Genomic DNA, 13,485 nt, shown 5'->3' on the forward strand with positions numbered 1-13,485 from the left:
TCTATGAGTCCGCAAACGGCTAGAATGTTAAACCTGATTCAGCTGATCTCCGAAATCGGCATTGCCGCCGGTTATTTGATCGGTATGATACCTTTAGCTTACGCCTGGTCGGGTACGTGGGTCGTTCCGCTGGCGGTCATCAGCCTGATCATTGCCCTGTTGACCTCTAATGGAACATTAATGATGACCATCATTAATGTTGTGCTTTCACTGGTCAGCTGGATTCCGATCGTCGGCTTCGTGACCCGGATTGGAGGGATTATCGTATCCGTAATGAACATCATGAATCTTCGCAGGCGTGTTTAACTGCCGTAGAAAGAGCCGACGGGAATGGATAAGTTTTAATATTTTGGTTACGTTAAAATCATCATCCCTTACGTTAGGAGTCTGACGATGATCAGTAACCGCGAGCTTAAAGGCCAGATGGATCAATTAGCCGAACAAAACCAGTATTTATCGGAAGAACTGGAGCAAATCAAGGAATTATTGAAACAGCAGTCGAACAATAATCAAGGACAACAATCCTCAAACCAACATTCACAGAAGGCGGGCGGAGGAGGCAATTCACAGGGCGGCGGTTCCTGCGGCACCAATGGCTCCGGTGGTTCAAATCAACCCGGAAGCGGAGGGGTAAGCAGCAATGGCGGTTCCAGGGGTACCGGCGGCTCTAACGGACAAAGCGGCTCTAACGGCTCCGGTAATTCCGGCATTTCCGATCTGGCCAATGATTTCAGTAAGCTAAAAGATTTAACGAGCCAATTAGAAGACAAGATGAGCAATTATATTGCCCAGAAGTCCTCCAGTAAACCGATGAGCGACGAAGATGCCGTCAATCTCGTCTTGACGATGATGAACGGGATGATCGACTGGTCTATGGACCTCCTGTCGAGGTCGTCCAATTCACCAAATCAACAACAATAGCCCCGCTCACACCCGTTCCTGTAAAGGGACGGTTTTTTTATATCGTCATTTCCGCAGAATACCGATTATGCAGCTTTGTTCAATATTCCATAGTAATGACGGGGACGCCCAGAGTTACTCTTTGCTTGCCCGTGACCGAATTCTCATGAACGGCCGCCTGAAGGTTCATCTGCCGTTGTCCCGTAATCAGACGGGACTGGAGACTGCGGGAGAAATAAGAGACGCTGACCGTTCCGTTATCCGTATAACGTTCTACTTCTGCCGCGGCCAATAAATCAGGAAGCCGTTGGAAAAACGCTTCTGCGGTCGAATACCCTTCTTGCAGCTCCCCTTGAACCATTACATTCCAGCCGACGGTTATACCGAGAGAAGTCAGTGTACGCTCGAGCTTTTGCTGCAGCCCCACAAGGTGTGCCCGGCCCGTTTGACTATCCGTTTCCAGGCTGAGGACAAGGTTGGCTGACCGGTCCTGCATCATTCCCATATAGAGCAGAGAAACCCGCACGTCATGCAGCGTTTCCGTTGTTTTGTATGCCAGATGATCGCTTTCATGTATAAGCTCGCCGTTTACTGGCAGTTCGAAACCCCTGCTTAACTCTGCGGCCGTCTTCATAAAATCGTCTTCATTTATGAAAGTAGAATAAGGGCTGAATTGTTTGACAAGAACCTTTTTAGGGCCTTCTATGACGCGTTCGGATAACGATAGCAGCCGCTGCGTGTCCGAATCCGTATTTGCGCTGGCTCCAAAGCCTTTCCAAATCAGCAGCGCTGCCATAACCATCCCTATCACAAACCATCTGGATTTCATCCTGCCGGGCCTCCTAAGAATAGTTCTACGTACTCATAGGATGACCCAATCTAGCAGGTTTTAAACCTCGATTGATAGATAAGTAGAATCGTCTATACGCTGCCTGTTCAGCATTGCTTCCCCATGCTTCTTACCTCCTCCATGGTGGCCATACCGTCTTGAGCGCCAAAACGGGTTACCGAGAGCGAAGCGGCGTGAATGGCAAACGAGACGGTTTCGTCAAAAGTCCAGCTGGATGCCAGTCCAAAACAAAGGGCCGCATTAAACGCGTCTCCTGCTCCGGTCGTATCCACCACCTCAACCCTGGGTGCGGGTACGGTGCGGATGCGTCCGCTGCCGTCAAGGTAAGAGCAGCCCGCCTTTCCGCGGGTAACAATGACTGCGGGTCCGACGGCGGCTTGATATTCGCGCAAGGCGGTTTCCCATTCCGCCTCGTTCTGCGGATTTTTGCCCGACAGCAGGGCGAATTCCGATTCGTTGGGCGTAATCCAATCCACGAGGGCAAGGAGCTCTGGCGGCAGCGCTTGTGCCGGTGCGGGGTTGAGCACGGTGGTAACGCCGGCCTCTCGTGCCGTCTTAAGCGCATATTCTACTGTTGTGAGCGGCACCTCGAGCTGCACCAAGAGCACCCGGGCCTCCCGGATCGCTTGTTCATGTGCGGAAACGAGATTCGGAGAACAAAAGGCGTTGGCTCCCGGTACGACGGCAATGCAGTTATCCTCATGTGTATGGTAGATGCTGGCGATGCCGGTAGGGGCGTCCTCCATCTGTGCCAGACGGTCGGTAGCGATACCGAGCTCCTGAAACTTTTCAACAATTTGCCTGCCGAATACATCCTGGCCTATGGCGCCGATCATCGCTGTTTGAGCTCCAAGCTTGGCGCAGCCTACGGCTTGATTGGCGCCTTTTCCTCCCGGCAAATAGCTTACATGCTGCGCGGTTACGGTTTCCCCGGCATGAGGCATGCGCTCCATCGATACCATGATATCCATGTTCAGGCTGCCTACGACTGCAATCTGTGGTTGGTTTTTCATCATTTTTCCTCCTTATTGAGCTATCCAAGGACCTCCGTAACATTTGAAAACACTTCTCAAAATTAATAGTATTTGAAAAAAGCGGGGATTTCCAGTATCGTTCCAAACCATGAAATGATGGATTTTTGGCCGGATTCATCTTTGTATTGTTGACAGAAGCGGCGGTTTATGATTGAGTGTCTAAACAGAGATTCATTTTCTAACGAAATGTATACGGGTGGGTAGGAATTTATGAATATTCACAACATTTTAGTCACCGGTCGTCTTTACAACGAGATGAACCAACGGTTGGACGGGTATCAAGGCAAGTCATTCCGGTTTTTGCCTGAACATGAAGTGAGTGAGGCCGATTTGGCATGGGCGGATGCTTATGTGGCGTTCAAACCGACGGATAACTTCCGGTTTGGACGTTTGCAGTGGGTTCATGCGTTGGGAGCGGGGGTGGACGCTTTCCTGATCGGGCGGGAATGGAAGCAGGAGGTGCTTCTAACCCGGACGATAGGTCCTTTTGGAGAGAAAATCAGTGAGTACTGCTTAGGCTACATGCTTTCGGAGCTGCAGTATCATAAGCAGCTTGGGAACAGCGCAGCACAAAAGATATGGAAGCCCATAACACCCATGCCCCTGAAAGGACAAAAGGTTGTTATTTTTGGTACTGGAGCCATTGGCCAGGATATCGCCCGCACGTTATGCCGGTTTGGGGTGGTTGTAAGCGGAGTGTCCCGGAGCGGAGTCCGGCAGCCGCATTTTTCGAAAACTGTGGCTTTAAAAGAGAACATGGACGAATTACTATCCGAGGCCGATTGGGTTATCAATACACTTCCTCTTACAACGGAGACGAGGGGCTTGTTCAACGGGGACTTTTTCAGCAGGCTGCAGGACTGCGGGTTTATCAACGTCGGCCGGGGGGCCTCGGTCAGGGAAGAGGATCTGTTAGCCGCCATCGACCTAGGACGTGTTCGGCTCGCTGTACTCGATGTGTTCGCAGAGGAGCCTCTTTCCCCGGAATCGCCGCTTTGGAGCATTAAGGGATTGGTGATCACTCCCCACATCTCTGCGGTTACAACGCCGGAAGATGCGGTGCAGAGCTTTATTCAAACGCTGTCGGACATAGAAGAAGGCGGCGGGAGACCAAGCAATTCGGTCAATCCGGACCAAGGCTATTAAACCCGGCTTCCTGCCTATAGAGGCAGGTTAAGCCCGTATCGTGACCCTTGTCCCGATCGGAACGAGCCTGGATAACGCGAGGACGTCGGAATTGTACATGCGAATGCAGCCGTGTGAGACGGCCTGGCCGATGGACGCCGGATTATTGGTCCCGTGAATGCCGTAATGAGGTCTCGATAAGCCCATCCAGAACGCGCCGAAGGGTCCCCCGGGGTTTGGCACTTTGTTTATAATCGTATACTCCCCGATTGGGGACTGCGTCAGTATTTTGCCGATGGCGATGGGAAAGGAGCGTATGACGGTGTTGTCTTGGAGCAGGTGCAGCTGACGGTCGGACAGGTCGACGATGATCCGATAGGCCATAATCAAATCTCTCCTTTGTAAAGGCAGATGGAATATCCTAAATTACCTTATGCTTATCGGCCTATCTGCGTATTGGTCAAATACCTAGCTGTAAACTGTCTTTTTCTATGAAATTCGCTGTTTCTTTCGCATTTAACTTTGTATGGACATCAACTATAATGGAGCATGGTGGTAACTAGAGACAGGAAAGAGGGAGAACATTGAGTGACATACTGATCGCCATAATTATGGGGATAGTGGAAGGCTTGACGGAGTTTTTGCCTGTATCGTCAACCGGACATATGATCCTCACGGCACATCTGCTCGGATTTGAAGGCGAAAGGGCCAAAACATTCGAAATCGTCATACAGCTTGGAGCTGTTTTAGCCGTGTTTGTATTGTACTGGCGCCGCTTTTTGGGCATGCTGCGCTTCAAGCCGGGTTTCTTGCAGGAACGTCGTGTCAATATTGTGCATGTTGCCCTTGCGATGGCTCCGGCGGTTGTTGTCGGATTGGCCTTACACAGCTTGATCAAGGCCTATTTGTTCGGACCGGAAACGGTATTGGTCGGATTGGTTGCCGGCGGCGTACTGATGATTGTGGCTGAAAAATCCCGGAGAAGGGTAACGGCCGAGAACATGGACGACATTTCGTATAAGCAGGCGTTCGGTATCGGGCTTTTTCAATGCCTTGCTTTGTGGCCCGGATTCTCAAGGTCGGGTTCGACCATTTCCGGAGGGATGCTGCTCGGTACGAGCCAGAAAGCCGCGGCGGAATTTACCTTTATCGTTTCTGTGCCGATCATGTTCGCAGCGACGATCCTTGACTTATACAAAAGCCGTGAGTACCTGTCTATGGACGACATGGGATTATTTATTACAGGCCTAGTATCCGCGTTTGTCGTCGCTATGATTGCGGTCGTTACCTTTTTGAATCTGATCAAACGGCTCAAGCTGTCGTGGTTTGCGTATTACCGTTTTGTGTTGGCTGCGATTTTCTTTTATATTTTGTTTATGTAAAATACACAAGCCGAAAGCTTACGGAGCCGTTGATGTACGGTCCGGAACACTTTCGGCTTTTTTTAATTTATGATTGCAAATCCTGCAGGAATAAGGTCGCATTCAAGAAGCGTCTGGCCAGCGATTGAAAATACGTGGTTTGCACCGAAACCATCGCGATAAAGATCGTATTGCTCACGGCTTCCTTTTGCTCCTCGCTTAATCCGTTGAGCGAATGCGCAAAATCGTCGGCTTTTTGCTTAATCAGCTGTTCCAGCATATGATCGTGGTTTCGTATGCCGATATCATGGCCGGAGAGATCCAATACCTGATCGTTATTCTGATCCATTTCCTCGAAGATCGTGGAATACAACGAATATAATTGGAGCGGGCTGATCAAATCGTCGGTATCCTCATCCGGGCTTTGAAACAGCAGCGTCAACAGCTTTCGGATCGATTCGAAATCCAGAGTAGCTTTCAAATCTTCAATAATGAACAAGACGGCGGTTTGCTTGATTGAATATTTTTTTCCAACCCGGGGGGAACCGATTAAATCTTTGAAATCCCGTTTCACCCAATTTTGTACGGTGGTAATAGAGAAGTGAGTATATTCAATCTGATTGCCCAGCGAGACGATCTCCGTCAGGGAAAATCCTTCATTTTGATATTTTGTTTTGATGATTTTTTCGAAAATCGGTGGGAGCGACGTGGAAATAAAGGCGCCGAACGATTTGCCGCCTTGAATTTCGGCCCGATGCGATCTGGCCCACGCTTCCTGAAGAACGGCCAGAGGTGTCTTGCAGCTTATCCCTTGAAGTGACATTAAGAGAGCGGCCATTTGTTTTCTCGTTAAATAGAACAGTTCCATCGGATTTCTTCCTTCTCGATTTTGAAGTTCATATGAACTCATCATAAGATTATTTCGTAAAAAAGTCAAAGCTTATAAGAAGAAAAGAATACGTCATGCACAGATGTTAATTAAGCATAAATTGCTTCAATTTAAGCCAAAATGATCAAATACGGACTTTGCAGTTTATGTATATAAAGGTCTATGATAAGTTCATAAGAACTTTATATGTTGGTGTTCATATTTTAAATCCTATTAACTGAGGAGAATCAAATGTACGCCTTAAATTTGTTTATGGTCGCAGTGCTCATTGTGGCAACGGCCTTTTTTGTAGCTACGGAATTCGCCATCGTAAAGCTTCGGCCTAGCCGGGTGGATCAGATGGTGATGGAGGGCCGCAAAAATGCGCTCGCTGTGAAAAAGGTCACAAGCAACCTGGACGGATATTTGTCCGCCTGCCAGCTGGGGATTACGATTACCGCTTTGGGGCTGGGTTGGTTGGGAGAGCCGACAGTGGAGAAAATACTTCATCCGGTGTTTGAGCGCTTCGAGCTGCCGGGCGAGATTATAAGCCTTCTTTCTTTCGGAATTGCCTTCATGTCCATCACGTACCTTCATGTAGTGCTCGGCGAGCTTGCTCCGAAATCCGTAGCCATTCAAAAGGCTGAATGGATTAGTACCATTACGGCTAAGCCCATTATTTTCTTCTATAAAGTGATGTATCCGTTTATCTGGGCTTTAAATGGTTCGGCTAACGCTTTAATAAGGCTTTTTGGCTTGCGTCCGGCCAAAGAGCATGAAGAAGCGCATACGGAAGAAGAACTGCGCATCATTCTGACCGAAAGCTACACAAGCGGCAACATCAACATGACGGAGTACGGGTATGTGAACCGGATCTTTGCATTTGACGAGCTGTTGGCCAGAGAAATCATGGTTCCTAGGACCGATATGGTTTGCTTGTATCTCAATAATACGCCCGAAGAGAATCTTCGTATTATTAGGGAAGAGCAATATACCCGATTTCCGGTGGTTAAAGACAGTAAGGACCATGTGGTCGGGATGATTAACACAAAGCAGTATTTTCTGCGTCGTGATGACGAACCGGAAATCGAGCTATCCGAGCTGATCCATCCGGTGATGACGGTATCTGAAGCTATGCCTGTCAAAACGTTGTTGAAAAAAATGCAGCAGGAACGAGCCCATATCGCGATCCTGGTAGATGAGTTTGGCGGTACGTCGGGCATGGTCTCCATTGAAGACGTGCTGGAGGAAATCGTCGGGGAAATTCGCGACGAGTTCGATGCAGAAGAGCAGACCGAAGTGGAGAAGCTGAGCGAGGGCCATATCATCGTGGATGGCAAGGTGACGTTGAACCACCTGAATGACCTTCTGAATACGGATATTACCAGTGAGGAACTGGATACGATCGGCGGCTGGCTGTATCGTCAGAATCCGGATTTGGAAGAGGGCCAGGAGTGGAAGTACGAAGACTTAATCTTTATTATCCGTGAAAAAGAAGAGCATCGGATTCGAAAGTTGGAGGTTATGAAGCAAGATCCGCAAAAGACGGAGACAGACCCCAACGAAAGTCAGGAAGAACCGGTGAGCACATAAAAAAGCTTTGGGCAAGGATGGATCATCCGTAGCCTAAAGCTTTTTTTTCATTAGGCATGCTCAATATAATAGACCGTTGCAGGATTTATTCTTCTAATGCTTCTGGGCAAGAAAAGCTGGGTTGGACAATTCTTTGAAAGCTGGTTGGCACAGACAATTATTTTTACTTGGTGGGCTGCCGCCATCGCTTCGGTCGTTGTCGCTTTCCCTTGGTGTATCAAAACGATGAAGGTTGGTTTTTCCTCCGTAGACCGGGATTTGGAGGATGCGGGCCGGTCGATGGGGGCAAGTGAATGGCAGGTACTGCGTTTCATTACGCTGCCATTGGCTTGACGGGCTTTGATGACGGCCTATATTCTCGGTTTTGCCCGTGCGTTGGGTGAGTTCGGCGCCGCGTTAATGATTGCCGGGTGATCTCCTTTTTTCATGCTGCTCAGCATCCAGACTAAAAAGTAGCGCTCAAAAGTTTATTCCAAAAAGAAATAAAGTGTTGTATGCTTAAGGTATACCGAAGTTTTGGAAAGCGAGGTCGCGAACATGGCCGATCCCAACATAAAACAAGGCTGCTGCTGTTCTGCGAGTAGAGATCATAACAAAGGAGAGGCAGAGGGACATCCAAGACAAGAGTGGATAGAAGGTTTGTCACGTCCTTCCAAAGAAGGAATGATTTATCTCCCCGGCGGGGATTTTATGATGGGAACGGATGATAAAGAAGGATATCCGTCGGATGGAGAGGGGCCTTTACGCAAAGTGACGCTCCGTCCTTTTTATATCGATCCTTGTGCGGTAAGCAATCAAGAATTCAAGGCGTTCGTTGACGCAACCGGATATGTAACCGAGGCCGAGCAGTTTGGCTGGTCGTTCGTATTTCATTTGTTCGTCTCGGAGGCCGTGAGCCGAAAAGTAACGCAAGTCGTACAACAAACGCCATGGTGGTGGCAAGTAGAAGGGGCGAATTGGAAATGTCCGGAAGGTCCGGACTCATCGATCATGGACCGTATGGATCATCCGGTCATCCATGTATCCTGGAACGATGCCGCTGCATACTGCCGGTGGGCAGGAAAAAGGCTGCCTACGGAAGCGGAATGGGAATATGCGGCCAGAGGCGGTCTGGTGCAGAAACGATATCCGTGGGGGGATGAACTGAAGCAGGGCGGAGAGCATCGCTGCAATATTTGGCAGGGGAAATTCCCGGATAAAAACAACTGCAGCGACGGATACGCCGGGACGGCACCCGTTCGTTCTTTTCGGCCTAACGGCTATGGTCTTTACAATGTATCCGGTAACGTTTGGGAGTGGTGTGCCGATTGGTTCAGCCCGACCTTTCATATCAACGGTCCTCGTGAGAATCCGATAGGACCGGATAAGGGCAGTGCAAAAGTGATGCGCGGCGGATCTTACTTATGCCACAAATCGTACTGCAATCGTTACAGAGTTGCCGCGAGAAGCAGAAATACGCCTGACAGCTCGAGCGGAAACATGGGCTTCAGATGCGCGGCGGATGTTTAATTTTTGGCGGCGTAATGGTAAATCAGGCACAACGTAAAAATCAAATGAAACGGATCACGGAAACAAAGTCGGCTCTCCTGAAGGGGGCTGGCTTTATTTTTATTCTCGGATTCAGATTCGGATTGATGCATATCTTTTCTCACAACGACTTATGGTCACTATCCCTTTGGCTCAGATACTGCGCATGTTCCCCTGAGTGCGTCCCCCCAGTGTGTCCCCTGTCCCCCCAATGCATCCTCCTAGTTGCCGGATGAAGAGTGATAGGCTATCCATGTAAATGCTTGATATGGTGGGGACATGTAAATGCTGGATCGGCGGTGAATGAATGCGCTCGCTGCAGTATGGGGGTTTGTGCAAATGCAGCCGGACTAAGGGATAAGGGGCTTCAGACTCCAATCTCCCGTTAAAAACGAGTATGTAACGCTTGGTGTTACGGCGCATAGGTGTACTAAGTGGCGAAATACCGGCGTTTGTTGAAGAGAGAGGTTCCGTCGATAGCAAAATTCGTCCAGGTAAGCTTGAAGATGCTTGGAACCAAGTCCATGAAAGGTCGAATTGATCCATTGACTCGCTGCAGCGGAAACATGGAGCAGGCGTTGGAAGCGCTTGCGGCTCCAGCGACTTGTGACGATTTGGACATCCTTTGTCTTGGGTTCTATACACTGTGCAGTAAACAGGTGTTCGGCAGAACGAAGAATAAGCCGCTCCCTGCGGTGTTCCCCGGAGACCACCTTCATTTTGATGCGGACAGGCTCTCCATGCTCGTCCATCGATGCGCCGATCAACAGCGGATGCTCCTGCGGATGATGGTACCAGCTGGGATTATGAGGCCGTCCGTAGACGGAACCGTTAACCCGAACGACGCCTGACAGGAGGGAACGTCCATCGGCCTTGCTTATGGCATGACGGATCTTTCTCAGGATCAGCCAGGCTGTTTTGTAAGTAACACGGATGGTACGGCTTAATTCGACGGCATTCGTGCCGCATTCGGTTCGTGAAATAAGAAATAAGGCTATGAACCATTTGCGCAGCTCCGTACGGCTTCCTTCCATAAGTGTTCCTGCGGTAAGAGACGATTGGTAATGGCAGTGGCGGCATTCATAGAGAGGCAGCCTGCGGGTGACGATTGTGGAGGCATGGGGATGTCCGCAGCGAGAGCAGGAGAACCCGTTAGGCCACTTGGCTTGAAACAAGGCATTTGCACATGCTTCTTCCGTACTGAAATGATTTCTAAATTCCATCCAAGTTATGAACTCCATCTTCAAAAAAATCCCCTCCTTTCAAAACAAAAGCTCACATAAAAATCATAACAAACATATGTTCCCATTTCAAGTGAAATTCTACTATTTTGTAAATCCCGCTATTTTTGATTGAACCTCTGCATTGAGAATTTTTACTGAGCGTTTGGGATAGTGGCCATAAGCACTTGGAGGGGCATAATAACTCCGCTTGACTTTGTTGATGAGAACGATTATCATTGATTCAAGAATGAAATTGAGAATCATTATCAAATTATACATATAGCTTCACCCTGCACGGGATGAATACTTGCGTAAGCTCATAAATCTATTTTGTAAAGGAGAACGTGATCATGGCGTCGATTTTGGTCGTAGGAGCTGATCATTTGGGCAATATGCCCGAACATTTGGCGGATATTGGGTTTGATGAAGTCATGCATATGTCGGGTCGGAAGTGTCAAATGGTACGAAAGGGCATACCTGACAAGGTCGATGCGGTACTGGTGCTTACCGATTATGTGAATCATAATTTGACCAAAGCGATTAAACAGCAGGCCAAAGAGCAGGAGGTGCCGATCTACTATGCCAAGCGGTCTTGGTGCTCGGTCAAAAAAGCATTGTGTGCATGCGCGGACACCTGTGAATGGCTCAATGACAGGAAAGGCGTACTTTCGTAAACGGTTCTACCGAGGGTTTAATCCTCATAACTTAATTTATTCAGAATATGCTCCACTTTACGAAGATGGGAGGCCATGCGCGTTTTGGCAAGCGCAGGGTCTCTTTTTTCAATGGCTTCCACAATTGACCGGTGCTCCTCGGAGAGACGGGCGGTTTGGCTTTGCTCTGCAAATAGCCACAAACGTCGGCTTTCTCTCATGACAGGTCCCATGGTGAGAAAGAGCGTTTCGAGTGTTCGCACAAGCAGTTCGTTGCCGGATGCCCGGGCAACAGCCAGATGAAAAGCAATATCGCTTTTCTCCAGACGATCTTCCTCTTTGCTTGACATCATCTCCTGGATGATATTTTTCATATCCTGCAAGTGAAAAGGCGTACAACGTTCAGCCGCTAAAGATGAGCTTTCCGTTTCGAGAATAAACCGGAGCTCAAGCCATTGTCTTAATTGCTGGATATTGGCGATTTCCGGAGCTTCGATCTGGAGGGAATCGGTATTCTTAAGGACGAATGTACCTTCACCATGGCGGACGTCAACCCATCCCTGTGCTTTGAGCGACATAAGCGCCTCACGGATCGTGGAACGGCCGACGCCAAACCGCACGGCGAGCTGCTCGACGGAATCCAATTTGCCGTCCAGCGGCCATAAGCCTTGTATAATTTGTTCGCGTAAAGTATCGGCAACGATTTCATATGCTTTGCGGATCATGTTCGAGTTTCCTTCCTGTATGTAAATAGGGCGGGCTGCAATATTATATTGTAACACGTTTGGTTCGCGGAAGCATTTCGTTGACAAAAAGAAGAAAGCCCTTTTATAATTTAACTCATCTGATGACCTGATTATTTAATTTTAGCATAATGAAAGCGCTTATCTGGGAGGGGATCTTTTGTTAAACGAATTGATTCGCGGGGAGCTTCGCTCCATTGTTGGACCATCCTGGTTCCGTGACGATATGGAAGCACTTGTTTCTTATAGTTATGATGCGACACCATTGTATCAATCGATGCCGGACGGAGTCGTGTTTCCTGCGTCCACGGAAGAGGTTGCTGCGGTGATGAAGGTGTGTGCCAAGCATTCCGTTCCTGTCGTTACGCGCGGAGCCGGCAGCAACCTGTGTGCCGGTGTCGTTCCGCTGCATGGCGGGATTGTCATGGTGATGACGAGAATGAACCGCCTGCTTGAGATTGATCAGGATAATTTAACGGCGACATTCCAGACCGGACTCAATACAAAGCAATTCCATACGGCTGTGGAAGATACCGGACTGTTCTATCCTCCCGACCCGAGCAGCATGATCATATGCACGATGGGCGGCAATATTGCTTTGGGTGCCGGGGGGCTTCGCGGATTAAAGTACGGGACCACCAAGGATTACGTCATCGGGCTGGAGGCCGTGCTTGCCAACGGTGAGATTCTGCGTACCGGGGGAAAGCTGGTGAAGGATGTTGCAGGCTACGACTTGACCCGGTTGCTTGTAGGATCCGGCGGAACGCTGGCTATTCTTACCGAGGCAACGGTGAAGCTCATTCCGAAACCGGCTTACCGGCGGGCGATGGTGGCTGTTTTTGCCGATTTGCCGGCGGCTGCCCGGACGGTATCCCGGATTATCGCTAACCGGATAACGCCGTGTACCTTGGAATTTATGGACCAATCGACCATTAAGGTCGTAGAGGATTTTGCACGGATCGGACTTCCTGTTGATGCGCAGGCGATCCTGGCGATCGAACAAGATGGTGAAGAGGCGCAGGTGGAAAAGGACTTGAGGCTGATTGAAGGCATCTGTGTGCAAGAAGGTGCCATTCAGGTGAGGGTAGCGGCGTCTGCAGAGGAAGGAGCCAAGATTATGGAAGCCCGGCGGAGTGCGCTTGCGGCGCTCTCGCGACTAAGGCCGACGACAATTTTAGAAGATGCTACCGTGCCGAGATCCAAACTCGCCGAAATGGTCCTGGAAATACAGCGCATTGCCCTCAAGCACAACGTGCAAATTTGTACGTTCGGCCATGCGGGCGACGGCAACCTGCATCCGACGGCGATGACCGATGCCAGGGATGCTGAAGAAATCCACCGGGTTGAAGAGGCGTTCGAGGATATCTTTGAGGCGGCGATTCGTTTGGGCGGAACAATTACCGGGGAGCATGGTGTAGGACGTGTCAAAGCCCCATATTTGGAATGGAAGGTCGGCGCATCGGGGATCGACTTGATGAAGCGGTTAAAGCATGCGTTTGACCCGGATGGACTGTTAAACCCAGGCAAAATGTTTGCTGAGACACGCAAGAGGATCGTATTTAAAACAGCTGGAGATGATTCCTCTTCCGCAAAGGGAGGTGAGTGAGC

The 13,485-nt window shown here is 49.4% G+C and carries 14 protein-coding genes and 1 pseudogene; 9 read left to right on the forward strand and 6 right to left on the reverse strand.

What is annotated here, in order from left to right; translation table 11 throughout:
* The first annotated feature begins 3 nt into the window (after positions 1-3).
* Together ACZYR9_RS10115 and ACZYR9_RS10120 are read left to right on the forward strand one after the other, a co-directional pair.
* Positions 4-306: a hypothetical protein gene (locus ACZYR9_RS10115; protein WP_488978348.1), complete on the forward strand. Its 303-nt coding sequence runs from the start codon at positions 4-6 to the stop codon at positions 304-306.
* 87 nt (positions 307-393) lie between these two features.
* Positions 394-921 carry a hypothetical protein gene (locus ACZYR9_RS10120; RefSeq protein WP_488978349.1) on the forward strand — a complete coding sequence of 176 codons (528 nt, stop codon included), beginning with the start codon at positions 394-396 and terminating at the stop codon, positions 919-921.
* Positions 922-1,000: 79 nt separating this feature from the next.
* Here the strand turns inward: ACZYR9_RS10120 and ACZYR9_RS10125 are convergent, their stop codons facing one another.
* Both ACZYR9_RS10125 and rbsK read right to left on the reverse strand, forming a co-directional pair.
* A complete protein-coding gene (locus tag ACZYR9_RS10125; RefSeq protein WP_488978350.1) occupies positions 1,001-1,729 on the reverse strand; it encodes a YwmB family TATA-box binding protein in 729 nt (242 codons plus the stop codon).
* 107 nt (positions 1,730-1,836) lie between these two features.
* Positions 1,837-2,763, reverse strand: a complete 927-nt coding sequence (rbsK, locus tag ACZYR9_RS10130; protein WP_488978351.1) for a ribokinase — start codon at positions 2,761-2,763, stop codon at positions 1,837-1,839.
* A 231-nt stretch (positions 2,764-2,994) separates the two neighbouring features.
* On the opposite strand from rbsK, the gene ACZYR9_RS10135 reads away from it, so the two are divergent.
* Positions 2,995-3,930: a D-2-hydroxyacid dehydrogenase gene (locus ACZYR9_RS10135; protein ID WP_488978352.1), complete on the forward strand. Its 936-nt coding sequence runs from the start codon at positions 2,995-2,997 to the stop codon at positions 3,928-3,930.
* Between the two features lie 27 nt (positions 3,931-3,957).
* Here the strand turns inward: ACZYR9_RS10135 and ACZYR9_RS10140 are convergent, their stop codons facing one another.
* Complete coding sequence (locus ACZYR9_RS10140; protein WP_488978353.1) at positions 3,958-4,293, reverse strand: L,D-transpeptidase; 336 nt, start codon at positions 4,291-4,293, stop codon at positions 3,958-3,960.
* A 200-nt stretch (positions 4,294-4,493) separates the two neighbouring features.
* On the opposite strand from ACZYR9_RS10140, the gene bacA reads away from it, so the two are divergent.
* Entirely contained in the window at positions 4,494-5,291 is a 798-nt protein-coding gene (bacA, locus tag ACZYR9_RS10145) for an undecaprenyl-diphosphate phosphatase (RefSeq protein ID WP_488978354.1), read from the forward strand.
* 67 nt (positions 5,292-5,358) lie between these two features.
* On the opposite strand, the gene ACZYR9_RS10150 is transcribed toward bacA, so the two are convergent.
* The gene (locus ACZYR9_RS10150; RefSeq protein WP_488978355.1) at positions 5,359-6,138 is read right to left on the reverse strand and encodes a DUF1836 domain-containing protein; all 780 of its coding nucleotides are present in this window, start codon (positions 6,136-6,138) and stop codon (positions 5,359-5,361) included.
* Positions 6,139-6,390: 252 nt separating this feature from the next.
* Between ACZYR9_RS10150 and ACZYR9_RS10155 the strand changes: the two genes are divergently transcribed.
* From ACZYR9_RS10155 to ACZYR9_RS10165, 3 genes and pseudogenes are all read left to right on the forward strand, one after another.
* A complete protein-coding gene (locus tag ACZYR9_RS10155; protein ID WP_488978356.1) occupies positions 6,391-7,731 on the forward strand; it encodes a hemolysin family protein in 1,341 nt (446 codons plus the stop codon).
* 72 nt (positions 7,732-7,803) lie between these two features.
* Positions 7,804-8,142 (forward strand): annotated as a pseudogene (locus tag ACZYR9_RS10160) (molybdate ABC transporter permease subunit); the annotation flags it as partial.
* Positions 8,143-8,283: 141 nt separating this feature from the next.
* Positions 8,284-9,240, forward strand: coding sequence for a formylglycine-generating enzyme family protein (locus ACZYR9_RS10165; RefSeq protein WP_488978391.1), 957 nt, complete (start codon positions 8,284-8,286; stop codon positions 9,238-9,240).
* Positions 9,241-9,608: 368 nt separating this feature from the next.
* On the opposite strand, the gene ACZYR9_RS10170 is transcribed toward ACZYR9_RS10165, so the two are convergent.
* Positions 9,609-10,499 (reverse strand): IS1595 family transposase, encoded by an 891-nt coding sequence (locus ACZYR9_RS10170; protein WP_488978392.1) that lies wholly within the window; start codon positions 10,497-10,499, stop codon positions 9,609-9,611.
* 332 nt (positions 10,500-10,831) lie between these two features.
* Between ACZYR9_RS10170 and ACZYR9_RS10175 the strand changes: the two genes are divergently transcribed.
* Complete coding sequence (locus ACZYR9_RS10175; RefSeq protein ID WP_488978357.1) at positions 10,832-11,155, forward strand: DUF2325 domain-containing protein; 324 nt, start codon at positions 10,832-10,834, stop codon at positions 11,153-11,155.
* Between the two features lie 17 nt (positions 11,156-11,172).
* Here ACZYR9_RS10175 and ACZYR9_RS10180 read toward each other — a convergent pair whose 3' ends face one another.
* Entirely contained in the window at positions 11,173-11,859 is a 687-nt protein-coding gene (locus tag ACZYR9_RS10180; protein WP_488978358.1) for a FadR/GntR family transcriptional regulator, read from the reverse strand.
* A gap of 178 nt (positions 11,860-12,037) precedes the next feature.
* Between ACZYR9_RS10180 and ACZYR9_RS10185 the strand changes: the two genes are divergently transcribed.
* Positions 12,038-13,483: an FAD-binding oxidoreductase gene (locus ACZYR9_RS10185; RefSeq protein WP_488978359.1), complete on the forward strand. Its 1,446-nt coding sequence runs from the start codon at positions 12,038-12,040 to the stop codon at positions 13,481-13,483.
* The last annotated feature ends 2 nt before the right edge of the window (positions 13,484-13,485 follow it).

Source organism: Paenibacillus sp. F024, from assembly GCF_057814255.1.